This window comes from Rhodoplanes sp. P11 (genome assembly GCF_964266735.1).
GTDB lineage: Bacteria > Pseudomonadota > Alphaproteobacteria > Rhizobiales > Xanthobacteraceae > Rhodoplanes > Rhodoplanes serenus.
The window spans coordinates 304,326-326,839 of the sequence record NZ_CAXWGY010000001.1; the positions used below are offsets into that span (position 1 = coordinate 304,326).

22 protein-coding genes are annotated in these 22,514 nt (G+C 69.7%); 4 read left to right on the forward strand and 18 right to left on the reverse strand.

Going from position 1 to position 22,514, the window contains the following annotated elements:
• Window positions 1-23: 23 nt before the first annotated feature.
• From ACFQUV_RS01420 to trpA, 3 genes are read right to left on the reverse strand one after another with little or no spacing between them, the layout of a single operon-like run.
• The gene (locus tag ACFQUV_RS01420) at window positions 24-1,340 is read right to left on the reverse strand and encodes a folylpolyglutamate synthase/dihydrofolate synthase family protein (RefSeq protein ID WP_129608197.1); all 1,317 of its coding nucleotides are present in this window, start codon (window positions 1,338-1,340) and stop codon (window positions 24-26) included.
• 49 nt (window positions 1,341-1,389) lie between these two features.
• Entirely contained in the window at window positions 1,390-2,313 is a 924-nt protein-coding gene (accD, locus tag ACFQUV_RS01425) for an acetyl-CoA carboxylase, carboxyltransferase subunit beta (protein ID WP_129608196.1), read from the reverse strand.
• 15 nt (window positions 2,314-2,328) lie between these two features.
• Complete coding sequence (trpA, locus tag ACFQUV_RS01430; protein WP_129608195.1) at window positions 2,329-3,171, reverse strand: tryptophan synthase subunit alpha; 843 nt, start codon at window positions 3,169-3,171, stop codon at window positions 2,329-2,331.
• Window positions 3,172-3,269: 98 nt separating this feature from the next.
• Between trpA and ACFQUV_RS01435 the strand changes: the two genes are divergently transcribed.
• Window positions 3,270-3,614: an endonuclease domain-containing protein gene (locus ACFQUV_RS01435; protein WP_111385939.1), complete on the forward strand. Its 345-nt coding sequence runs from the start codon at window positions 3,270-3,272 to the stop codon at window positions 3,612-3,614.
• A 211-nt stretch (window positions 3,615-3,825) separates the two neighbouring features.
• On the opposite strand, the gene trpB is transcribed toward ACFQUV_RS01435, so the two are convergent.
• The 8 genes from trpB to rpsA all read right to left on the reverse strand — a co-directional run bounded on the left by trpB (window position 3,826) and on the right by rpsA (window position 10,604).
• Complete coding sequence (gene trpB, locus ACFQUV_RS01440; RefSeq protein ID WP_129608194.1) at window positions 3,826-5,046, reverse strand: tryptophan synthase subunit beta; 1,221 nt, start codon at window positions 5,044-5,046, stop codon at window positions 3,826-3,828.
• 295 nt (window positions 5,047-5,341) lie between these two features.
• Window positions 5,342-6,004, reverse strand: coding sequence for a phosphoribosylanthranilate isomerase (locus ACFQUV_RS01445; RefSeq protein ID WP_129608193.1), 663 nt, complete (start codon window positions 6,002-6,004; stop codon window positions 5,342-5,344).
• Window positions 6,001-6,354, reverse strand: a complete 354-nt coding sequence (locus tag ACFQUV_RS01450) for a DUF86 domain-containing protein (RefSeq protein WP_165363806.1) — start codon at window positions 6,352-6,354, stop codon at window positions 6,001-6,003. The genes ACFQUV_RS01445 and ACFQUV_RS01450 overlap by 4 nt, the downstream gene beginning before the upstream one ends.
• A complete protein-coding gene (locus ACFQUV_RS01455) occupies window positions 6,351-6,644 on the reverse strand; it encodes a hypothetical protein (RefSeq protein WP_111385943.1) in 294 nt (97 codons plus the stop codon). The genes ACFQUV_RS01450 and ACFQUV_RS01455 overlap by 4 nt, the downstream gene beginning before the upstream one ends.
• A 154-nt stretch (window positions 6,645-6,798) precedes the next feature.
• Complete coding sequence (locus tag ACFQUV_RS01460) at window positions 6,799-7,161, reverse strand: lipopolysaccharide assembly protein LapA domain-containing protein (RefSeq protein ID WP_129608191.1); 363 nt, start codon at window positions 7,159-7,161, stop codon at window positions 6,799-6,801.
• A gap of 20 nt (window positions 7,162-7,181) precedes the next feature.
• A complete protein-coding gene (locus ACFQUV_RS01465; protein ID WP_111385945.1) occupies window positions 7,182-7,475 on the reverse strand; it encodes an integration host factor subunit beta in 294 nt (97 codons plus the stop codon).
• 142 nt (window positions 7,476-7,617) lie between these two features.
• Entirely contained in the window at window positions 7,618-8,601 is a 984-nt protein-coding gene (gene sppA / locus ACFQUV_RS01470) for a signal peptide peptidase SppA (RefSeq protein WP_111385946.1), read from the reverse strand.
• Between the two features lie 296 nt (window positions 8,602-8,897).
• Window positions 8,898-10,604 carry a 30S ribosomal protein S1 gene (gene rpsA, locus ACFQUV_RS01475; protein ID WP_129608190.1) on the reverse strand — a complete coding sequence of 569 codons (1,707 nt, stop codon included), beginning with the start codon at window positions 10,602-10,604 and terminating at the stop codon, window positions 8,898-8,900.
• A 501-nt stretch (window positions 10,605-11,105) separates the two neighbouring features.
• Here rpsA and ACFQUV_RS01480 point away from each other — a divergent pair.
• Complete coding sequence (locus ACFQUV_RS01480) at window positions 11,106-11,993, forward strand: transglutaminase family protein (RefSeq protein ID WP_129608189.1); 888 nt, start codon at window positions 11,106-11,108, stop codon at window positions 11,991-11,993.
• Window positions 11,994-12,023: 30 nt separating this feature from the next.
• On the opposite strand, the gene cmk is transcribed toward ACFQUV_RS01480, so the two are convergent.
• On the reverse strand, window positions 12,024-12,647 hold the full coding sequence (gene cmk, locus ACFQUV_RS01485) for a (d)CMP kinase (protein ID WP_129608188.1): 624 nt from the start codon (window positions 12,645-12,647) through the stop codon (window positions 12,024-12,026).
• A gap of 152 nt (window positions 12,648-12,799) precedes the next feature.
• Here cmk and ACFQUV_RS01490 point away from each other — a divergent pair, with 152 nt between their 5' ends.
• Window positions 12,800-14,245, forward strand: coding sequence for a cyclopropane-fatty-acyl-phospholipid synthase family protein (locus ACFQUV_RS01490; protein ID WP_129608187.1), 1,446 nt, complete (start codon window positions 12,800-12,802; stop codon window positions 14,243-14,245).
• A gap of 133 nt (window positions 14,246-14,378) precedes the next feature.
• Here the strand turns inward: ACFQUV_RS01490 and ACFQUV_RS01495 are convergent, their stop codons facing one another.
• Both ACFQUV_RS01495 and ACFQUV_RS01500 read right to left on the reverse strand, forming a co-directional pair.
• Window positions 14,379-16,100 (reverse strand): cation acetate symporter, encoded by a 1,722-nt coding sequence (locus ACFQUV_RS01495; protein ID WP_129608186.1) that lies wholly within the window; start codon window positions 16,098-16,100, stop codon window positions 14,379-14,381.
• The gene (locus tag ACFQUV_RS01500; protein WP_207211405.1) at window positions 16,097-16,489 is read right to left on the reverse strand and encodes a DUF485 domain-containing protein; all 393 of its coding nucleotides are present in this window, start codon (window positions 16,487-16,489) and stop codon (window positions 16,097-16,099) included. The genes ACFQUV_RS01495 and ACFQUV_RS01500 overlap by 4 nt, the downstream gene beginning before the upstream one ends.
• A gap of 333 nt (window positions 16,490-16,822) precedes the next feature.
• Between ACFQUV_RS01500 and ACFQUV_RS01505 the strand changes: the two genes are divergently transcribed.
• Complete coding sequence (locus ACFQUV_RS01505) at window positions 16,823-17,236, forward strand: YciI family protein (protein WP_111387317.1); 414 nt, start codon at window positions 16,823-16,825, stop codon at window positions 17,234-17,236.
• Window positions 17,237-17,295: 59 nt separating this feature from the next.
• On the opposite strand, the gene serA is transcribed toward ACFQUV_RS01505, so the two are convergent.
• The 4 genes from serA to ACFQUV_RS01525 all read right to left on the reverse strand — a co-directional run bounded on the left by serA (window position 17,296) and on the right by ACFQUV_RS01525 (window position 22,495).
• Window positions 17,296-18,882, reverse strand: a complete 1,587-nt coding sequence (gene serA / locus ACFQUV_RS01510; protein ID WP_129608185.1) for a phosphoglycerate dehydrogenase — start codon at window positions 18,880-18,882, stop codon at window positions 17,296-17,298.
• 177 nt (window positions 18,883-19,059) lie between these two features.
• A complete protein-coding gene (locus tag ACFQUV_RS01515; RefSeq protein ID WP_129608184.1) occupies window positions 19,060-20,229 on the reverse strand; it encodes a phosphoserine transaminase in 1,170 nt (389 codons plus the stop codon).
• Between the two features lie 331 nt (window positions 20,230-20,560).
• The gene (locus ACFQUV_RS01520) at window positions 20,561-21,445 is read right to left on the reverse strand and encodes an outer membrane protein (RefSeq protein WP_165363805.1); all 885 of its coding nucleotides are present in this window, start codon (window positions 21,443-21,445) and stop codon (window positions 20,561-20,563) included.
• Window positions 21,446-21,685: 240 nt separating this feature from the next.
• Window positions 21,686-22,495 carry an outer membrane protein gene (locus tag ACFQUV_RS01525; RefSeq protein WP_129608182.1) on the reverse strand — a complete coding sequence of 270 codons (810 nt, stop codon included), beginning with the start codon at window positions 22,493-22,495 and terminating at the stop codon, window positions 21,686-21,688.
• Between the last annotated feature and the right edge of the window lie 19 nt (window positions 22,496-22,514).

Sequence of the window (22,514 nt, forward strand, 5' to 3'; positions counted from 1 at the left end):
GCGCAGCTTCGCGCCGCGCCGCCTCAGCGCGGCGGGGTGCCGTTGGCGGCGAGCACGTCGCCGGCGAGATAGAGCGAGCCGGTGATCAGGATGCGGGGCGACGGATCGAGACCGAGCCCGCCGATGCGCGCCAGCGCGTCCGGCACGTCGGTCGCCGTGTCGGCGGCGAGCCCCAGGCCGCGCGCCGTGGCGGCGATCGCCTCCGCCGGCAGGCCCTTCTCCTGGCGGAGCGGCACCGCGATCAGCCGCAGCGCGAGGCCGACGAAGTTCTGCACGAAGGCGGCGACGTCCTTGGTGGACAGCATGCCGACGATCAGCACCAGCGGGCGCGACACCCGCTCCTCCAGGTCGCCGAGCGCCGCCGCCACGGCGCGGCCGCCTTCGGCGTTGTGGCCGCCGTCGAGCCACAGCTCGCTGCCGGGCGGTGCCGCGGCGACGAGCGCCCCGGCGACGAGACGCTGCATGCGGGCCGGCCACTCGGCCTTCACCAACCCCTGCTCGTAGGCGGCCGTCGGCAGGCCGAGCCCGGCGGCCCGCAGCGCCGCGATGGCGGTGCCGGCATTGTCGAACTGATGGCGACCGAACAGCCGCGGCGCCGGCAGGTCGATCAGCCCGTCTCCGTCCTGGAACACCAGGCGGCCGCGCTCCTCGCCGGCGACCCAGTCCTGGCCGGCGACATGGGGCCGCGCCCCCACCGCCTCGGCCCGCTCGATCAGGGTGTCGCGGGCGACGTCGAGCTGACGGGCGATGACGGCCGGGACGCCGCGCTTGAAGATGCCGGCCTTCTCGGCCGCGATCTTGGCGACGGTGTCGCCGAGGAACTCGACATGATCCATCGACACCGGCGTCACCACGGTGGCGAGCGGGTGCGCCAGCACGTTGGTGGCGTCGAGCCGGCCGCCGAGCCCTACCTCGAGCAGCAGCACGTCGGCCGGATGGCGTGAGAACAGCACGAAGGCGGCCGCCGTCTCGATCTCGAACACGGTGATCGGCGCGCCGGCATTCACCTGCTCGCAATGCTCCAGCACCTCGGCGAGCTCGGCGTCGGAGACCAGCTCGCCGCCGCCGGCGCGGCCGAGCCGGAACCGCTCCGCCAGCCGCACCAGGTTGGGCGAGGTGTAGACGTGGACGCGGCGGCCGTCGGCCTCCAGCATGGCGCGCATGAAGGCGACGGTGGAGCCTTTGCCGTTGGTGCCGGCCACATGGATCACCGGCGGCAGCCGCCGCTCCGGATGACCGAGCGCCACCAGCATCCGCCACATGCGGTCGAGGGTGAGATCGATGCGGCGCGGATGCAGAGCGAGCAGCCGCGCCAGGATGGCGTCGACGGGAACGGTCATGCGGCCGGCCGAGGCTGCCCAACCATCATGGCCCGACACCCCGCGGCCGTCACGGCACCGGCTCGGCCGGCTGCTGCGGCGGCTGCTCGGCGACCGCCGGCAGGTTGGTGGGCGGCTCCGGCGCCGGCGCCTTGGTGAGCAGCCGGCAGATGCGCGCCACGGTGGCGCGCATCTCGTGGCGATGCACCACCATGTCGACCATGCCGTGCGCCTTGAGATACTCGGCCTTCTGGAAGCCGTCGGGCAGCCGCTCGCGGATGGTCTGCTCGATCACCCGCGGGCCGGCGAAGCCGATCAGCGCGCCCGGCTCGGCGATGTGGACGTCGCCCAGCATCGCGTAGGAAGCGGTGACCCCGCCGGTGGTCGGGTTGGTGAGCACCACGATGTAGGGCTTCTTCGCCTCGCGCAGCCGCTGCACCGCGACCGTGGTGCGCGGCATCTGCATCAGCGACAGGATGCCCTCCTGCATGCGGGCGCCGCCCGAGGAGACGAACAGCACGAAGGGCGTCTGCTTGTCGATGGCGGTCTCGATGCCGGCGATGATCGCCTCGCCGGCCGCCATGCCGAGCGAGCCGCCCATGAAGTCGAACTCCTGGGCGCCGATCACCACGGCCAACCCTTCGAGCTTGCCGTAGCCGAGCTTGACCGCATCGCCGAGCCCGGTCTTGGCGCGGGCATCCTTGAGGCGGTCGGTGTAGCGGCGGGCATCGCGGAACTTGAGCGGATCGGTCGCCACCGCCGGCACGCCGATGTCGAACCAGGTCTCGCCGTCGAACATCGACTTGAGGCGCGCGGTGGCGCCCATGCGCATGTGATAGTTGGAGCCCGGGATGACGAACTGGTTCGCCTCCACGTCCTTGTAGAAGACGAGCTGCCCCGTCTCCGGGCACTTGATCCACAGATTCTCCGGCACCTCGCGGCGGTTGAGGAAGCCGCGGATCTTCGGCCGGACGACGTTGGAGATCCAGTTCATGGCATGGCCTTGCTGTTATTCGGCGGCGGTCCGCCGGGCGGCGCGCACGCCGCCGGCGAGCTCGCGCACCAGAGCGGTGGCGGCCTCGACGGTCGCCGGCGTCGCGGCGTCGTTCGCGTCGAGGCTCGCCTTGATGGCGGACACGATGGCGGAGCCCACCACCACGGCATCGGCGTAGGCCGCGATGGCGGCGGCGTCGGCGGCGGTACGCACCCCGAAGCCGACCGCGACGGGCAGCGGCGTCTTCGCCTTGACGGCGGCGACCGCGCGGCCGACCGCGGCGAAATCGGGCTTGGCGGTGCCGGTCACCCCGGTGATCGACACGTAGTAGAGAAAGCCCGACGTGTTGGCGAGCACCGCCGGCAGGCGCGCCGCGTCGGTGGTCGGGGTGAGCAGGCGGACGAAGCTGAGGCCGGCCTTCATGGCCGGCACGCACAGCTCGGCGTCCTCCTCGGGCGGCAGGTCGACGACGATCAGGCCGTCGACGCCGGCGGCGTGCGCATCGGCGAGGAAGCGGTCGACGCCGTAGATGTAGATCGGATTGTAGTACCCCATCAGCACGATCGGGGTGGCGTCGTCGCCTTCGCGGAAGGCCCGCACCAGGGCGAGTGTGCCGGCCAGCGTCTGGCCGTGCTTCAGGGCGCGCTGCGACGACGCCTGGATGGTCGGGCCGTCCGACATCGGATCGGAGAACGGCATGCCGAGCTCGATCACGTCGGCGCCGGCGGCCGGCAGCGCACGCACCAGCGCCAGCGAGGTCTCGGGATCGGGATCGCCGGCGCTCACGAAGGTGACGAGGCCGGCGCGGCCTTCGCGCTCGAGCGCGGCGAAACGGGCATCGATGCGGGTGGTGGTCATCTGTCGGTTCTCATCGCGGGCCACGACCCGTGCTACACCTCTCCCCGACGGGGAGAGGTCGGCCGGCTGAGCGGAGCGAGGACGGCCGGGTGAGGGGGATGGAGCGCTTCAGGACATCGGCAAAAACGCTACGCGCAAACCAGACCAGCGCGGAGGCTCGGCTGTGGGCGGCGCTGCGCGGCCGGCGGCTGGCCGGGTGGAAATTCCGTCGGCAGCATCCGATCGACCGCTTCATCGTCGACTTCGTGACGCTCGACGGCAAGCTGATCGTCGAAGTCGATGGCGCGACCCACGGCGAGCGGTCGGCGGTCGAGCGCGACGAGGGCCGGACCCGTGTGCTCGCCTCGCTCGGCTTCCACGTGGTTCGGGTGACCAACACCGAGGTGTACGAGAACATCGACGGCGTGCTGGAGATGATCGCCCGCACGCTGCGCCCGCACTGAGGGCGGCTCCCCCTCACCCGGTTCCGGCTGCGCCGAAACCGACCTCTCCCCGTCGGGGAGAGGTGATGGCCGACGCCCTGCCGGTCCAGCCGGAACGACACGACGGAGTTGCTGTTCGCCACGCCTGCCAGGAGCACCGTCACCTCTCCCCGTCGGATAGAGGTCGACCGCCGCGGCGAAGCGGCAACGCGGGTCGGAATGCTGCCTTGCGTCACAGCGCTCCTCCGAGATGGCGGGCGACGGCGTCGAGGTCCTTGTCGCCGCGGCCCGACATGTTGACCACCATCAGGTGGTCCTTGGGCTTCTGCGGCGCCAGCGCGAACGCCTTGGCGAGCGCGTGCGCCGGCTCCAGCGCCGGGATGATGCCCTCCATCCGCGAGCACAGCTTGAAGGCGTCGAGCGCCTCGTCGTCGGTGGCGGACAGGTAGGTCACCCGGCCGACATCGGCGAGCCACGCATGCTCCGGCCCGACGCCCGGATAGTCGAGACCGGCCGAGATCGAGTGCGCCTCGGCGATCTGGCCGTCGCGGTCCATCAACAAGTAGGTGCGGTTGCCGTGCAGCACGCCGGGCCGGCCACCGGTGATCGAGGCGGCGTGCTGCTCGGTATCGACGCCGTGGCCGGCCGCCTCGACGCCGTAGATCTCGATCCCGGTGTCGTCGAGGAACGGGTGGAACAGCCCCATGGCGTTGGAGCCACCGCCGATGCAGGCGAACAGCGAGTCCGGCAGGCGGCCTTCCGCCTCCTGCATCTGGGCGCGGGTCTCGATGCCGATCACCGACTGGAAGTCACGCACCAGCATCGGATAGGGATGCGGCCCCGCCACCGTGCCGATGCAGTAGAACGTCGTCTCGACATTGGTGACCCAGTCGCGCAGCGCCTCGTTCATGGCGTCCTTGAGGGTCGCCGAGCCCGAGGTGACGGGCCGCACCTCGGCGCCGAGCGCCTTCATGCGCAGCACGTTTGGCTGCTGCCGGTCGATGTCGACGGCGCCCATGTAGACGATGCAGTCGAGCCCGAACTTGGCGCACAGGGTCGCGGTGGCCACCCCGTGCATGCCGGCGCCGGTCTCGGCGATGATCCGCCGCTTGCCCATGCGCACCGCCAGCATGATCTGGCCGAGCACGTTGTTCACCTTGTGGGCGCCGGTGTGGTTCAGATCCTCGCGCTTGAAGTAGATCTTGGCGCCACCGAGATGCGCGGTCAGCCGCTCGGCGAAGTAGAGCGGCGACGGCCGTCCCACATAGGTGGCGAGATGGTGGTCCATCGCCTGCTTGAACGCCGGATCGGCCTTGGCGGCCGCATAGGCGCGCTCCAGGTCGAGCACCAGCGGCATCAGGGTCTCGGCCACGAAGCGACCGCCATAGAGGCCGAAACGGCCGCGCTCGTCGGGCCCGGTCCGGAACGAATTGAGAGGCTGCGGCGTGCTCATGCGGGTCCTGGCGTGCGGTCCTGAAGTGAAATCCCGGCGAAAGGTCTGGAGTAAGGTTCTGGCGGGTGCGATCCCAGCCTCTGCGGTCTCGGGCTCTGCGGTCACGGCGGAAACGGTCTCTCGGCGCGTCCGGCTCCCGACGGGACGGCCCCCCGGGGGCTCGGGCGCGACGATGCTGTGTGATCGGCGGCCGACTGCGAGGCGAGGCGGCACGCTCCATGCGCGAGCCCACCCGTCGCCGGCGCGCGGTCGCGCCGCCGTCACGATCGGCCCCTTGCTAGCACCAAGCCGGCCGTTAGGGGAGAGGCAAGGCGGCCGCGGCCTCGCGCGCCGCACGCACGAAGGCGGCGATCTTGTCCGGGTTCTTGTCGCCCGGCGCCTGCTCGACCCCGGACGACACGTCGACGGCCGGCGCGGCGGTGATCCGCAGGGCCTCGGCCACGTTGGCGGCATCGAGGCCCCCCGACAGCATGAAGGCGAGGCCGGGGTCGAGGCGTTCGAGAAGGTGCCAGTCGAAGGGCTGGCCGAGCCCGCCCGGCCGGGTGGCGTCCTTCGGCGCCTTGGCGTCGAACAGCAGCCGGTCGGCCACCGCCGCATAGGCCGGCACCACCGCGAGGTCCGCCGCCGTGGCGACCGGCAGCGCCTTCATGACCGGGCGTCCGAACCGCGCCCGCACGGCGGCGACCCGCGCGGGGCTCTCGCGGCCGTGGAGCTGGAGAATATCGGGGACGATCTCCGCGACGATGTCGCCGAGCAGCGCGTCGTCGGCATCGACCGTCAGCGCCACGATGGCGATGCGGCCGCGGGCCCGCGCCGCCAGCGCCCGCCCGGCAGCGAGATCGACATGCCGGGGCGACGGCGGAAACACCACGAGGCCCGCCAGGTCGGCGCCGGCCGTGATCGCGGCGTCGAGCCCGACGGCGGTGCTGAGGCCGCAGATCTTGATCTCGAGGGTCATGGATCTTGCAGGTGAATCAGGGCGATCAGCTCGTCGAGCTGGTCGATCAGCGGCCCGATCCGGTTGTCGATCACGTCTCCGATCATGTCCAAGTCGATCTGACAATACGAATGCACGATGATGTTCCGCAGAGCGATAACGGATCGCCACGGTATCGCGGGTGCCGCGGCCTTGATCTCCGGCGAGACCTTGCTGAAAGCCTCTCCAAGGACCACGAGATCGTAGAGTGCCGCGTGCCGATGCCGATCCGCTCCCAGCAACCCGATCGGACCGAGCCCTTCGGCATTGTCTTGCGCATGCCGGGCGAAATCTCGCGCGTCCCGTAAACGATCGATATCCGAGCGGCTCACAGCGGCCGCGCCAAGCGCGGGAAGTCGACCGCTTCCGATCCCGTCAAGCCGCTCACCAGGACGATCCCGACGTGGCGCCCGAGCAAGTCACCGAGATCGACCTCGGCCTGGGCCAGGCCGAGCAGATCGAGCCCGGGCCGCTTCTCGGCGAGAAACTCCAAGGCGTCGTCGGCGGAGACGTGACCGATGCTGCCCCGCGGCAGCAGCCCGAGGATTTTCAGCGGGTGCTTCGCCTCGATGGCGGCGACGTGCATGCGCAGGATCGAGCGGTTGATGTCCGGGGCGTTCACGGCACCACCTCCAAACCGAGGACGGGTTCACCACTGCGCCGACCCTGAGCGCCTCCCCCGAGAGGCGGTCGTGCCGTCGCTGCCGCAAGGGGGCGGCAACGACGCTCGTGACCGTCGACGGACCTACGGCGTCCGACCTGCGGCTTCCCTCGCCTCAGGCGGCCGGGCGCTGGAGGGCGCGCGGCGGCCAGCGGCGGCCTTCCTCCTCGGCGTCGACGAGGCGGGCCTTGAGCTGGGCCACCTCGGCCTTGGCGGCGGACAGCTCCCACTCGGCGCGGCGCGCGGCGCGGCGCCACTTGCTCTGCTTGAGCCAGGCGCCGACGCCGCCGAGCACCACGCCGACGGCGAGGACACCGAACACCAGCAGGAACAGCGGCACCTGCACCGCATGGGTGAGATCGCCGGCGTTGAACGGATCAATGGCGATCGGCACGCCGTGACGGTTCACCAGGGCGAGCGCCACGATGGCGATCATCAACGGGACGAGGACGACGGCAGCCAGGATTCGACGGATCATTTGAAAACGCTTTCGGTCAATCAGGCTTGGGGTTCCGGGCGGTTCAGCCGCTCGCGCATCTCCTTGCCGGTCTTGAAGAACGGCACACACTTCTGGTCCACGTCGACGTGCTGCCCGGTGCGCGGATTGCGGCCCGTGCGGGCCGGCCGCTGCTTGACCGAGAAGGCGCCGAAGCCGCGCAGCTCGACGCGGTCACCCCGCGCCAGCGCCGCGGTGATCTCGTTGAGGATGGCGTTGACGATGTTCTCGACGTCCCGCTGATAGAGGTGCGGGTTCTGTGCCGCGATGCGCTGGACCAGTTCCGATTTGATCATCTTCGCCTTCCACCGATCAGCGCCGGGACCACGCTTCCCCGGCACACCTCCGCCAGGAGGCTGCCGTGTCCCGATCGAGCCGCCCGCGGGCGCCGGCGGCGCATGCGGACGACGACGGCGGGTGCGGCCGCCGGCCCGCCGCTCAATCTGCCGCCGCAGGGTGCCAAAGCGCCAGCAGGCCGTCAAGATTAAGGCGTTCAAAAGACTGGATTGTCCCCGTTTCGGCGAGGGTCCGGGCGAGCCCCCCGAGGCCGACCGCGTCGAGCACGGAGGCGGCCGCGAGGTGGAGGAACGACAGGTCGCCGATGCGCGCCTTGAGCTCCCAGTCCTTGACCGGCAGCTTGGGGTCGATGCCCTTGGCCTTGGCCAGCCAGGCGATCGCCGTCTCCTCGGTCCCGAGGGCATCGACGAGCTTCAGCTCGATCCCCTGGCGGCCGGTGAACACCCGCCCGTCGGTGACCCGGGCGAGCAGCTCGCCGTCGATGCCACGCCGCTCGCGCACCATGCCGCGGAACCAATCGTAGGAATCGGCGACCAGCGCCGCGATGGCGGCCCGCGCCTCCGGGCTCGTCGGCTCGAAGCCGTTGGGGGCGGCCTTGAGGGGCGACGACTTCACCTCCTCCATGCGCACCCCGAGGGTCTTCAGGAGGTCGGCGACGTTCGGATATTGGAACATCACCCCGATGGAGCCGACGATCGAGTTGCCTTGGGCGATGATGTGCTCGCCCGCCATGGCGGCGATGTAGCCGCCCGAGGCCGCCATGCCGTCGACCACGATCACGGTCGGCTTCTTCTCGGCCAGCCTGCGCAGCGCGGTATGGAGCTGCTCGGAGCCCGCCGTGGTGCCGCCGGGGCTGTCGATGTGCACGACCACGGCCTTGGCGGCGCGCGACTTGGCCAGCTTCTCCAGCGCCTCGACCCGCTCCTGATCGTTGCGGATCACGCCCCGGATGGCGATCCGGGCGATCTGGCTGCCATCGCCGAAGCCGAGCTCGGGGCGGTCGCGCAGCGCCGAGCCGGCGACCGCCACGCCGGCCACCGCGACCAGCACGGCGGCGACGCGCCAGAAGGTGAGCTTGCGCCGCAGACGGCGGCGGTCGACGAGAGCATCGGCGTCGAGCGACATCGGTTCTTCCTGATCTGCCGGGTTCCGGCGGCGCCAGCGCCAGGGCCGGGCGGCACGGGGGCTGCACGGCGTCGGGGCCACGGTCCGCCATTATGCACGAATCGGGCGCCGAAAAGGCGAAACCGGCCGCTCGCGCGGCCGGTTCCCAAACGATTCGTTGATCGGCTCCCGGGGTGGACATTCCGGACACGCGCATGAGCGCATGGACCCGGACTCCAGCCGAGAAGAACGCGCCCGCCACTGGATTCCGGGTTCGCGGCTTCGCCGCGCCCCGGAATGACGGCACCGCGGTCCGATCAGTCCTTCTTCTCGTTGGCGCGCTTGAGCGCGGTGCCGAGAATGTCGCCGAGCGTCGCGCCGGAGTCCGACGAGCCGTACTGGGCGATCGCCTCCTTCTCCTCGGCCACCTCGAGCGCCTTGATGGAGACCTGCACCTTGTGCGACTTGCGGTCGAACTGGGTGACGCGGGCATCCACCTTCTGGCCGACCGCGAAGCGATCGGGACGCTGCTCGGAGCGGTCGCGGGCCAGCTCGGACCGCTTGATGAAGGCGGTCAGGTCGGTACCGACGATCTTCACGTCGATGCCGCCTTCCTTCACCTCGATCACCTCGCCGGTGACCACGGCGCCCTTGCGGACGTCGCCGGCCTCGGCGAAGGGGTCGCCCTCGAGCTGCTTGATGCCGAGCGAGATGCGCTCCTTGTCGACGTCGACGTCGAGCACCTGGGCGCGGACGTGATCGCCCTTCTTGAACTCCTCGATCACCTGCTCGCCCGGACGCTTCCAGTCGAGATCCGACAGGTGGACCATGCCGTCGACGTCGCCGTCGAGGCCGAGGAACAGGCCGAACTCGGTCTTGTTCTTGACCTCGCCTTCGACCACCGAGCCGGGCGGGTACTTCTCGACGAAGACCTCCCACGGATTGCGCATGGTCTGCTTGAGGCCGAGCGAGATGCGGCGCTTGACCGGATCGACCTCGAGCACCTGCACCTCGACCTCCTGAGAGGTGGAGACGATCTTGCCCGGGTGGACGTTCTTCTTGGTCCACGACATCTCGGAGACGTGGATCAGGCCCTCGATGCCCGGCTCCAGCTCCACGAAGGCGCCGTAGTCGGTGATGTTGGTGACGCGGCCGTTGAGCCGCGTATGGACCGGATACTTCGCCTCGATGCCCTGCCACGGATCGGCCTGAAGCTGCTTCATGCCGAGCGAGATGCGGTGGGTCTCGTGGTTGATCTTGATGATCTTGACCTTGACCTGCTGGCCGATGTTCAGCACCTCGGACGGGTGGTTGACACGGCGCCAGGCGATGTCGGTCACGTGCAGCAGGCCGTCGATGCCGCCGAGGTCGACGAACGCACCGTAATCGGTGATGTTCTTGACCACGCCGTCGATCACCTGCCCCTCTTCGAGGTTCTGGACGAGCTCCTGGCGCTGCTCGGCGCGGGTCTCTTCCAGCACGGTGCGGCGCGACACCACGATATTGCCGCGGCGTCGATCCATCTTGAGGATCTGGAACTGCTGCGGCACGTTCATCAGCGGGGTGACGTCGCGGATCGGACGAATGTCGACCTGCGAGCGCGGCAGGAAGGCGACGGCGCCGTCGAGATCGACCGTGAAGCCGCCCTTGACCTGGTTGAAGATTACGCCCTGGACCTTCTCGTTGTTCTGGAAGGCCCGCTCGAGCTTGCCCCAGCTCTCCTCGCGGCGCGCCTTGTCGCGCGACAGCACGGCCTCGCCGAGCGCGTTCTCGACGCGCTCCAGGTAGACCTCGACGGTGTCGCCGACCTTGACCTCGTTCTGCCGTCCGGGCCCCATGAACTCGCGGAGCGCCACGCGCCCCTCGGTCTTCAGCCCCACGTCGATGACCGCGAGATCCTTCTCGATCGCGACGACGGTTCCCTTGATGACGGTGCCTTCGTGCAGGTTGCCCTGGGTGAAGGATTCCTCGAGCATGGCCGCGAAGTCTTCGCGCATGGGCTGAGTTTGAGCGGTCTGAACCATGAAGTCTCCTGACGGGACAGCCGGCGGGCTGGTGTTGACAACCGTCCTGTGACCGCTCGGGCCGAAGGCCCCGTAGCCTTCGGCTGCCACCACCGCCCGCCTCCCCCTGAGGGGACGGCAGAGCGCGAGATGGGCCGGCCCGATCAACCGAGCGGTCGGGACGAATGCAGAGTGCCCGGGGCGCCGCGGCGCCAGGCGTCGCGGGAGCCGGACCGATCCCGCAGACCGGGATGCGATCCATCGAACGGCCATAGCCGGCCTTGTCCGGAGGCGTCTCCGGACAGGTCGGCAGCGACGGTTCGGCTCGGGCGGCTTCGAGGTTGTCGGCAGCCCGGACTGCGGCGTCTATATCGTATCGGGCAGGGCCGGAGCAAGGCCGCCGCCACGGCAGCCGGAGCCCGGCGACTCGCGACCCAGGCGATCCCCGCCGCCGGCACCGGAAATGGTATGGGATGGTAGAACGAGCGTCGCCGCGCCGCGCGTCTGCCGCCAGGACCGACCATGACGACCTTGTTCGTGCGCCACCTGACGACCTATCGGTACCGCCGGCCGGTCGCCTTCGGCGAGCACCGGATGATGTTCCGGCCGCGCGATTCCTTCGATCAGCGCCTGATCGACGCCTCGCTGCGCATCGCGCCGGCCCCGCGCAGCCTACGCTGGGTGCACGATGCGTTCGGCAACGCGGTCGCCTTCGCGGGCTTCGAGGCCGAAGCCGACACCCTGGAGTTCGAGAACCGCATCGCGGTCGAGCATTTCCCCGATCCGGTCGAGTTCCGCATCGAGGATTACGCCCTCACCTACCCGTTCGCCTATGCGGCCGACGAGCAACCCGATCTCGCCCCCTTCATGACCCGCCAATGCCGCGATCCCGCCGGCGAGCTGGAGCGCTGGGCCCGCCGGTTTCTCCGCCAGGGCCAGGCGACGCCGACCGGCCGGCTGCTGATGACCCTGACCACGGCGATCGGCGAAAGCTTCGTCTACAAGCGCCGCAGCGAGGCCGGCACCCAGGACCCGCTGGCGACGCTCCATCTCGGCCGCGGCACCTGCCGGGACTTCGCGCTGTTCATGATGGAGGCGGTGCGCAGCCTCGGCTTCGCGGCCCGCTTCGTGTCCGGCTATCTCTACGTGCCGACCCGCGACGGCCCGCGCCATCTCGGCGGCGGCTCCACCCATGCGTGGTGCCAGGTCTACGTGCCCGGCGCCGGCTGGGTGGAGTTCGACCCGACCAACGGCATCATCGGCAACCGCGACCTGATCCGCGTCGCGGTGGCGCGTACGCCGGCCCAGGCGGTGCCGCTCTCCGGCACCTTCCACGGCAGCCGCGCCGACGACCTCGGCATGACGGTGGACGTGCGGGTCACCTCCGGGGCCGGCCCGGGCGACGACTGAGGCCGGCCGGTCGACGGCCGGCGCGGGCCCTCAGCGGCGGGCCGCCTCGACCAGCGCGATGGCGGCGGCGACCGACGCCTCGACGTCGAGCGCGGTGGTGTCGAGCAGCCGGGCGTCGGCGGCGGGCCGCAGCGGGGCCACCGCGCGGCCGGTGTCGCGGGCGTCGCGGCGGCGGATGTCGTCGAGCACCTCGGCCTCGGTGACCGCGAGCCCGCGGGCGCGGAACTCGAGGAAGCGGCGGCGGGCGCGCTCCTCGGCCGAGGCGGTGACGAAGATCTTCACGTCGGCATCCGGGCAGATCACCGTGCCGATGTCGCGGCCGTCGAGCACCGCGCCGGGCGGCGCCGCGGCGAACCTCCGCTGCACGTCGAGCAGGGCCGCCCGCACCTCCGGGAAGGCCGAGACGATCGAGGCCCCCTCGCCCGCCGCCTGGGTCTTCAGCGCATCCTCGTCGAGCCGGCCGGGATCGAGCGCCGCCGCCGCCGCGGCGGCACGGACGCGGTCGTCGGCCGGATGACCGGCCGACAGCAGCACATGGGCGACGCCGCGATAGAGCAGCCCGGTGTCGAGATGGCGGAGCCCGTAGTGGGCCGCCAGGCGCTTGCCGAGAGTGCCCTTGCCGGAGGCGGCCGGCCCGTCGATGGCGATGATCATGCGCGTCGTCTGCCTCGGGCCGTCGCGCGGGAGCGGATGGCCTGCCGGGCGGGAACCGCCCTTCGGGGCGGCAGCCTATTCCATGCCGGCCGCACTTCTGCAATATCCCGCCCGACCGGACCGACATGCACCCGACGGGAGCGAGGACACCGATGACCGCCGCCGCACGACGCCTCGACAGCTTCCGCCGGCTGCTCGCCCATGCCCGCGAGCGCCTCGCCCTCGACGTCGGCTTCGTGCTGTGGGACGGCTCGCGGGTGCCGGCCAACCTGGCCGACGGCGCGCTCGCCGTCAGGCTCGCGGACGAGGGCGTGGTGGCCGCGATGGTGCGCCGGCCGAACCTGGAGACGCTCGCCAACCTGTGGGCGGCAGGCCGCGTCGCCCTCCTCGGCGGCACCCTCTTCGACCTGGTGCGGCAGCGCCCGAAGGTGCGCACCAAGGACTTCCTCAAGACCCTCGACAAGCGGCTGACGCTGGAGACGGTGCGGCGGTTCCTGTTCGTGTCGCGCGGCGGCCCGTGGCCGCTGGAGGCGCAGCCGAGCGAGCGGCCGAGCAGCGGCGCGCCCAGCGAGAACAAGCAGAACATCGCCTATCACTACGACGTATCGAACGCCTTCTACGCGCTCTGGCTCGACCGCGAGATGGTCTACACCTGCGGCTACTGCACCGACTGGGACAACGACATCGACACGCTCCAGCGCGACAAGCTGGAGCATATCTGCCGCAAGCTGCGGCTGAAGCCGGGCGACACGCTGCTCGATGTCGGCTGCGGCTGGGGCGCGCTGTCGTGCTACGCGGCCGAGCATTACGGCGTCACGGCGCACGGCGTCACCCTGTCGGAGCAGCAGGTCGCCTTCGCGCAGGAGAAGATCCGGAGGCTCGGCCTCGAGGACCGGGTGAGGATCGAGCTGCGCGACTACTCCACCGTCGACGGCCAGTACGACAAGGTCGCGGCGATCGGCATCCAGGAGCATATCGGGATCGACAACTACCCGACCTATTACGACACGGTGCAGCGCGTGCTGAAGCCGGGCGGCCTGTTCCTGCATCACGCCATCACCCGGCCGGCCAAGCGCGACGACCGCAGCTTCCGCCGCAAGCGGCCGGAGTTCGCGCTGCTCACCAAGTACATCTTTCCGGGCGGCGAGCTCGACCACATCGGCAACACGGTGACGATGCTGGAGCGGCACGGCTTCGAGGTGCACGACGTCGAGCAGCTCCGCGAGCACTATTGGCACACCTGCCGGCTATGGCACGACCGCCTGCTCGCCAACGAGGCGGCGGCCATCGCCGAGGTTGGCGCGGTCAAGACGCGGATGTGGATCGCGTATCTCGCGGCCTGCGCCATCGCGTTCGAGCGAAACACCGTCGGGCTCTACCAGACGCTCGCCTCGAAGCGCAGGCGTGGCCCCGCCGGCCTGCCGCCGACCCGCGCCGACCTCTATCGCGACCGGCCGGCGACCGCCGGCGCGCCGGCGGTCGGAACATCGGCCGCACCCGCTCCGGCCGAGGCCCCGGCCCTGGCTTCAGCCGAATTGCCGCTCCGGACCCGTCCCGAGGTGCCGACCCCCGTGCGGCCGCGAGGCCGCACGCGCTGAGTCCAGCGGCCGCGAGGCCGCACCCGTTGAACCCTGCGGCCGAGAAGCGCGCGCGAAAAGCCCGGCGGCCGCGCGAAGACGGGCGCCGGGCTCGCTTCACGAGGCTCGGGGCGTCCCGCCCCGAGCGTCAGGCTCAGTGCGACACGGCGCCGGCGGCACCGTAGCCGGTCTGGGCGCGCACATACTGGTCCTCGAAGGCCCGTTTCTCGGCCTCCGCGGCGCGGCTGCGATCGAGCAGCGACACCACGATGGTGACCAGGAAGGCGAGCGGCATCGAGAACAGCGCCGGCTGGTCGTAGGGGAAGATCGGCGTCGCGTAGCCGAGCACCTGCACCCAGACGAGCTTCGACAGCACCACCAGCACGACCGCGCAGACGAGCCCGGCATAGCCGCCGGCGACGGCGCCCTTGGTGGTGAGGCCGCGCCAGTACATCGACAGGATCAGCACCGGGAAGTTGGCGGACGCCGCGATCCCGAAGGCGAGGCCGACCATGAAGGCGACGTTCATCCGCTCGAACAGGATGCCGAGCGTGATGGCGACGATGCCGAGGCCGATCGACGCGAACTTGGAGACGCGCAATTCGGTCTGCTCGGTCGCCCGCCCCTTCATGATCACCCGGGCGTAGAGATCGTGGCTGATCGCCGAGGCGCCGGCGAGCGCCAGGCCCGACACCACCGCCAGGATGGTGGCGAAGGCGACGGCCGCCAGGAAGCCGAGCAGCAGATCGCCGCCGACCGCGCTGGCGAGATGCATCACCACCATGTTGCCGCCGCCCACGATGCGGCCGCCGATCTGCCCGCCCTCGAAATAGGCCGGGTTGGTGCCGACGATGACGATGGCGGCGAGCCCCATCAGGAAGATGACGTTGAAGAAGTAGCCGACGAAGCCGGACGCATAAAGCACCGACTTGCGGGCCGCCTTGGCGTCCGACACGGTGAAGAAGCGCATCAGGATATGCGGCAGGCCGGCGGTGCCGAACATCAGCCCGATGCACAGCGACACCGCATTGACCGGATCGGCGAGCAGCGCGCCCGGCTGGAACAGCTTGAAGCCGAGCTTGTGGGTGGCGGTGGCCTCGGTGACCAGCGTCGCGTAGCTGAAGCCGAACTGCTGCAAGGCCAGGAGCATCACGAAGGTGCCGCCGGCGAGCAGCATGCAGGCCTTGATGATCTGCACCCAGGTGGTGGCGATCATGCCACCGAAGGTGACGTAGATCATCATCAGGCCGCCGACGATGAACAGCGCGATGACGTAGTCGAGCCCGAACAGCAGCTTGATGAGCTGGCCCGCGCCCACCATCTGGGCGACGAGATAGAAGCACACGACGGTGAGCGACGACACCGCCGCCATGGTGCGCACGCGGCCCTGATCGAGCCGGTACGAGGTGATGTCCGCGAAGGTGTAGCGCCCGAGATTGCGCAGCCGCTCCGCCATCAGGAACAGGATGATCGGCCAGCCGACGAAGAAGGCCATCATGTAGATGTAGCCGTCGTAGCCGGTGGTGTAGACCATGGCGGTGAGGCCGAGCAGCGTCGCCGCCGACATGTAGTCGCCCGCGATGGCGAGGCCGTTCTGAAGGCCGGTGATGCCGCCGCCCGCCGTGTAGAAGTGCGAGGCCGAGCGGGTGCGCTTGGCGGCCCAGTAGGTGATGCCGAGCGTCAGCAGCACGAAGGCGACGAACATCGCGATGGCGTGCCAGTTGGTCGCCTGCTTGGCGGCGTCGCCGACGGCCGGGCCGGCCGCCAGCGCGGGACCGGCGAGCATCGACGCGATCGTCGACACGAGGCCGGTCAGCGCGCGAGAGAGCCGGAACGGACGGGCCGGCGGGGTGATGGTGGTGCGGTGGGTGCTCATCGCGCGGCTCCCGAGGCTTCCTTGACACGCTCGACGGCGGGCGCGGCGGGCGGTGGGTCACGGTTCGATGCCACCTCGGCGGCGACCGCGTCGGCCACCACCTCGGCCGTCATCGCATCGAAATCGCTGTTGGCCTTGCCGACATAGACGGCGGTCAGCACCCAGAAGAACACGAACTGGAACAGCCCGGCCGCGATGCCGACCGACAGGGTCGAGCCCTCCATGACACGGCTGCCGATCACGCCGGGCGCGAACGCGATGGTCAGCACCAAGGCGTAGAACAGCACGAACACCACGGCGGCGAGCGTCCAGGCCAGCCGGCCCCGGCGCTCGACGAGCTGCACGAACTTCGGATTGGCGCGGATGCGCGCGTACACTGCCTCACTCATCGACATTTCCCCCTGGTGCCGCCGGTCGACTCCGTCGGGGGTCGGGTCGCAGGGACGAGCCTCCGGCGATCAGCAAACGGTTGCATGGGACCAGATCGCGCTACCGCCGGCTTTGCGTTTTGTCATGACCATGACAAGTCGCGTCGCTTGTTGCGAACTTCGCAACGTGGCCATGCCTCGCTCGGACGAACACCGTCACTCCATACCATCATGCGTGTGGCGCCCGGCGATGTCGGGTTCGGCTACCCCCGAACGTCCTCGGAGCGACCGTAAGATGCGGTCCGGCGCCCGGGGACCCGCGGCCGCCGTTCTCGACGGCAAGGGGAGACCGACATGAAGGTGATGGTGATCGTCAAGGCGAGCCAGGACACGGAAGCGGGCGTGATGCCGAGCACCGAGGAGCTCGCCGCCATGGGCCGCTTCAACGAGGAGCTGGTCCGGGCCGGCATCATGCTGGCCGGAGAAGGCTTGCACCCGAGCGCCCGCGGCGTGCGGGTCGCCTTTCCGGACGGGACCGTGATGGACGGCCCGTTCGCCGAGACCAAGGAGCTGATCGCCGGGTTCTGGCTGTGGCAGGTGACCTCGATGAAGGAGGCGGTCGACTGGCTGCGGCGCGCCCCCTTCCGCGACGGCACGGTGGAGATCCGGCCGGTGTTCGAGGCCGACGACTTCGGCGAGGCGCTGACGCCCGAGCTGCGTGCCCAGGAGGAGCGTCTGGCCGCCCGGCTGGCGACCCGGTCGGCATGAGAAAAGGCCCCGGCGCGCTGCGCCGGGGCCTTCGAACCGTCCAGTCCAGCGGATCGATCTCAGAACCGCAGCGCGCGGGCCTGCTGCACGTTCGGAATCTTGCCGACCCGCTCCAGCACCTCGGCCGGCACCTCGCCGTCGACCTCGACCAGCGCGATGGCGTTGCCGCCTGGCGCATCACGGCCGAGATTGAAGGTGGCGATGTTGAGACCGGCCTCGCCGAGCAGCGAGGCGAAGCGGCCGATGAAGCCCGGCGCGTCGTCGTTGGTGACGTAGAGCATCGACTTGCCGAACTCGGCGTCGACCCGGATGCCCTTGATGTTGACGATGCGCGGACGCCCGTCTGCGAACACCGTGCCGCACACCGAGCGGGTGCGCCGCTCGGTCTCCACCGTCACGGTGATCAGGCTCTCGTAGTCGCCTTCGTGCTCGCGGGTGACCTCCTCGACCACGATCCCGCGCTCGCGCGCCACCACGGGCGCCGAGACGAAATTGACGTCCTGGAGCATCGGCCGCAGCAGCCCGGCGAGTGCCGCCGAGGTCAGCGCCTTGGTCTTCATCTGGGCGACGTGGCCCTCGTAGGTGATCTGCACCTTGACCAGGCCGGTCTCGGTGAGCTGGCCGGCGAACGAGCCGAGCTTCTCGGCCAGCTCCACCATCGGCTTCAAGCGTGGCGCCTCCTCGGCGGTGATCGAGGGGAAGTTCACCGCATTGGAGATCGCTCCCTGGAGCAGGTAATCCGACATCTGCTCGGCGACCTGAAGCGCGACGTTCTCCTGCGCCTCGGTGGTCGAGGCGCCGAGATGCGGCGTGCAGATCACGTTGGGGTGGCCGAACAGCACGTTCTGGGTCGCCGGCTCCTCGGTGAACACGTCGAAGGCCGCACCCGCCACCTGTCCGGCGTCGAGCGCGGCGCGCAGCGCCGTCTCGTCCACCAGGCCGCCGCGAGCGCAGTTGATGATGCGCACGCCCTTCTTCATGGTGGCGATGGCATCGGCGCTGATGATGTTGCGGGTCTTCTCGGTCAGCGGCGTGTGCAGGGTGATGAAGTCGGCCCGGCGGAACAGCTCGGGCAGCTCCACCTTCTCGACGCCGAGATCCACCGCCCGCTCCGGCGACAGGAACGGATCGTAGGCGATCACCTTCATCTTGAGGCCATGGGCGCGGTCGGCGACGATCGAGCCGATATTGCCGCAGCCGATCACGCCGAGCGTCTTGCCGGTGATCTCGACCCCCATGAAGCGGTTCTTCTCCCACTTGCCGGCCTGGGTGGAGGCGTCGGCCTGCGGAATCTCGCGCGCCAGCGCCAGCATCATGGTGATGGCGTGCTCGGCCGTGGTGATCGAGTTGCCGAAGGGCGTGTTCATCACGATGATGCCCTTGGCGGTGGCGGCCGGGATGTCGACATTGTCGACGCCGATGCCGGCGCGGCCGATCACCTTCAGGTTGGTGGCCTGCTCGATGATCTTCGGCGTCACCTTGGTGGCCGAGCGGATGGCGAGGCCGTCGTAGTTGCCGATGATGGCGGCGAGCTTCTCCTTGTCCTTGCCGAGATTGGGCTGGAAGTCGACCTCGACGCCGCGATCCTTGAAGATCTGCACGGCGGCGGGCGACAGCGCATCCGAGATGAGAACGCGAGGAGCCATGGTGAGTATCCTGGAAATGAGGCGTTTCGGTTCGTCACCTCTCCCCTGTGTGGAGAGGTCGCGAGCGAAGCGAGCGGGTGAGAGGGAAAGAACGCCAGAGCACGAGCCCCCTCACCCGGCTTCCTCGCGTTGCGCGGAAGCCGACCTCTCCCCGCAGGGGAGAGGTTAGGAGGAAGCTCACGCCGCCTTGGACAGCGCCGCCTTGGCCTTGGCGAAGGCCCAGTCGAGCCAGGCCGTCAACGCGGCCACGTCGTCGCGCTCGACGGTGGCGCCGCACCAGATGCGCAGGCCGGGTGGCGCATCGCGATAGGAGCCGATGTCGTAGGCGACGCCCTCCTTCTCGACCGCCGAGGCGAGCGCCTTGGCGAACGCCGCCTGGGCATCGGCCGGCCGCGCCGTGATCTCCGGATCGACCACCTTCAGGCACACCGAGGTGTTGGAGCGAATCGCCGGCTCCGCCGCGAGGAAGTCGACCCACGGAGTCCTCGCCACCCAGTCGGCGATGGCGCCTGCGTTGGCATCGGCACGCCCCATCAGGGCGGCGAGCCCGCCGATCGACTCGGCCCATTCGAGCGCATCGATGTAGTCCTCGACGCACAGCATGGACGGCGTGTTGATGGTCTCGCCCTGGAAGATGCCCTCGATCAGCTTGCCGCCCTTGGTCATGCGGAAGATCTTCGGCAGCGGCCAGGCCGGCTTGTAGGTCTCCAGCCGCTCGACGGCGCGCGGCGACAGGATCAGCATGCCGTGCGCGGCTTCGCCGCCCAGCACCTTCTGCCAGGAGAAGGTGACGACATCGAGCTTGGCCCAGTCGAGCGGTTGCGCGAAGGCGGCCGAGGTGGCGTCGCAGATGGCGAGGCCGGCGCGATCGGCGGCGATCCAGTCGCCGTTCGGCACGCGCACCCCCGAGGTGGTGCCGTTCCAGGTGAACACCACGTCGTTCGACCAGTCGACGGCGGCGAGGTCCGGCAGCGCGCCGTAGGGCGCCGTCATCACCGTCACGTCCTTCAGCTTGAGCTGCTTGGTCACGTCGGTGACCCAGCCCTCGCCGAACGACTCCCAGGCCAGCATGGTGACCGGGCGGGCGCCGAGCAGCGACCACAGTGCCATCTCGACGGCGCCGGTGTCGGAGGCCGGCACGATGCCGATGCGATAATCCGCTGGAACCTGGAGCACGGTCCGGGTTAGCGCGATGGCACGCTCCAGCCGCGCCTTGCCGATCTTGGCACGGTGCGAGCGGCCGAGCGGCGCGTTCTTCAGATTGTCGAGGGACCAGCCGGGGCGCTTGGCGCAGGGGCCGGACGAGAAATGGGGCACGCGCGGACGCGCGGCGGGAGCGTCGGTCATGGTGTCTACCCTTTCAGATAGGCGCCCCTCGGTGGGGAGGGGTGTCCCGCCACCGGACTTAGAAAACACCGACGCGCAAGTCAACCCTCGGTCGCGCTTATGTGTGAGAAAGAGTGAAGCAAGTTGTAGAGGGCGGCAAACGCCAGCGCCGGCGAGGCCCGTCCGACATCGATATCGGACCCGCGCCTCGGCGAGGCCGAACCCCGCTCTCCGGTCGGCACGCCGCCGACGCAGCGACGCGCACCCCACCCGGACCGCAGCTCCACCGAGCCGTCGTAGTGACCGCAGATCTGGCCACAGAGCTGACCGCCGATCTCGACCGCGGTCGTGATCAGAACTTGGCGCCGACGGCGCCGCGGATGGAGCTGATGCTGACGCTGATGCCCTCGACCGAGCCGAACTGCACCCACTCCCACTCACCACGAAGGAAGATGTTCTCGGTCAGCGCCACGTCGAGGCCGAGACCGGCGGTCCAGCCGTAGATGAAGACGCCGCTCTTGTTCTCGCCCTTCTGGCCCGGGACGAGCGAGTAGGTGTCGCGGCGCGGGTCGAGAATCGGAAAGCCGCCGGGGCCGATGATGGTGACGAAGTAATCGTCGTCGAGCGTGCCCCAGAACGAGGCCGAGCGCGAAACATCGGCGCGGCCCACCGCAGCGCCGACGAAGGCGTAGGGCATGTAGGGGCCGGCCGCCCAGCCGCCGCGCGCCCGGAAGGTCGCGACATCGGTGACGTTGATGGAGGCCGCCGCCTGCGTCGCAACGTTGTAGGTATAGGTGTGGCCCGGCGGCGGCGTGCTGCCGGACGGGTTGGTCAGCGAGCGGGCGAGGGAGCCGGCGGACGACACCTTGAAAGAGGTGCGGTTATAGTTGGCCTCGACGCCGAGCACCGCGTCGTCCCACTGAAAATTGTAGCCGACGAAGCCCCCATAGGTGATCGCCGTGGCGCTGCCCTTGCCGAGCAATTCCCAGCCCGACACCGGCCCGGCGAGCACACTTTCGCGCAGCAGATACTGGAGCTGAGGTTGGGCGGCGCGAGAGAGATCGGCGCTGCTCGAGGCGTAGCCGGCCTGCCCTCCGACATAGACGCCCTGCCAGCGGAAATAGACCGGCTCGCTCGGGAAGACATCCTGGGACCCGCGCAGGATCGGCATGTCGGCGGCGACCGCCGGAACCGAGAGTGCGACCAGGGCGACAGCGCAAAGGCCGACAGAACGCATGGGACTGATCCTCGATCGGCAGCCGCGGTTCTCCACGGCCTCGATCTCATCATCGAGCATTAACCTTAATGCCCCGTTACTCGCGACGTGCATCGCGCTGTGTTTGATCGGAACACGAGACGCGCGTCGTCGATCCATGAAACGCAAACGGCGCGGAGCATGCTCCGCGCCGTTGATGACCGCCGGTGCCGATACGCGAGACCTGATACGGCCCGGCGGATTCGCGTTGTCGAGCGCGTCTCAGCCCTTCCGCATCAGCGGCGGCGCATAGACCGGCTCCGGCGCGTTCAGCATCCAGCGCACGCCGAGCTTGATGTCGTGCGAGGTGATGTCGCGGAAGTTCTGCGGGTTCACGACGTTGCTCACGCCCGTGTAGGTGACGATGTCGCCCGACACGGCGTCGCCCAGATCGAGATAGCGATAGGCGAGCTCGACCGTGAAGCCGGGCGTGACCTTGTAGGCGAGGCCGGCGTGCAGCGCCCAGGCGAAGTTCCACTTGCCGGTATCGGCCGCGTAGGCGACGCCCAGATTGGGCGTGTTCACGTCGACGAAGCTGCCGATGTGATTGTACGAGGCGCCGAGACCGACGCCGACGAACGGCGTGACGGACCACCAGGTGCCGAGATCGACGTACACATTGGCCATCGCCAGCCACTCGGACTTGATCGCCGTGTACTCGTCGGTGCCGACCACGGCGCCGTTGAACGAGATGATCTGAAGGCCGTGGTAGTTGGCGCCGGAGCGATACTCGCCGGTCACGTCGGCCCGCAGCCAGCTGTTGAACTGATAGCCGACGCCGAGACCGAAGAACGGCGCGCCATCGAACGACGAGTGGACGGTGGCCACCGAGGTTCCGGGCGTGGTGTCGAGCACGTTGTCGATGCTCTTGACCTTCTGGTTGCTGAACCCGATGTCGCCCCGCAGATACCAGCCCGAAAACTCGGGGACCACCGGCACCGGCGGCGGCAGGGACAGGTCGGCGGCGCCGGCGGCGCCGAGGGAGAGGATCACGGCCGACCCCGCGACTACTAACATCTTCACGCTTGCCATGACATCGTCCTTCCGTGTG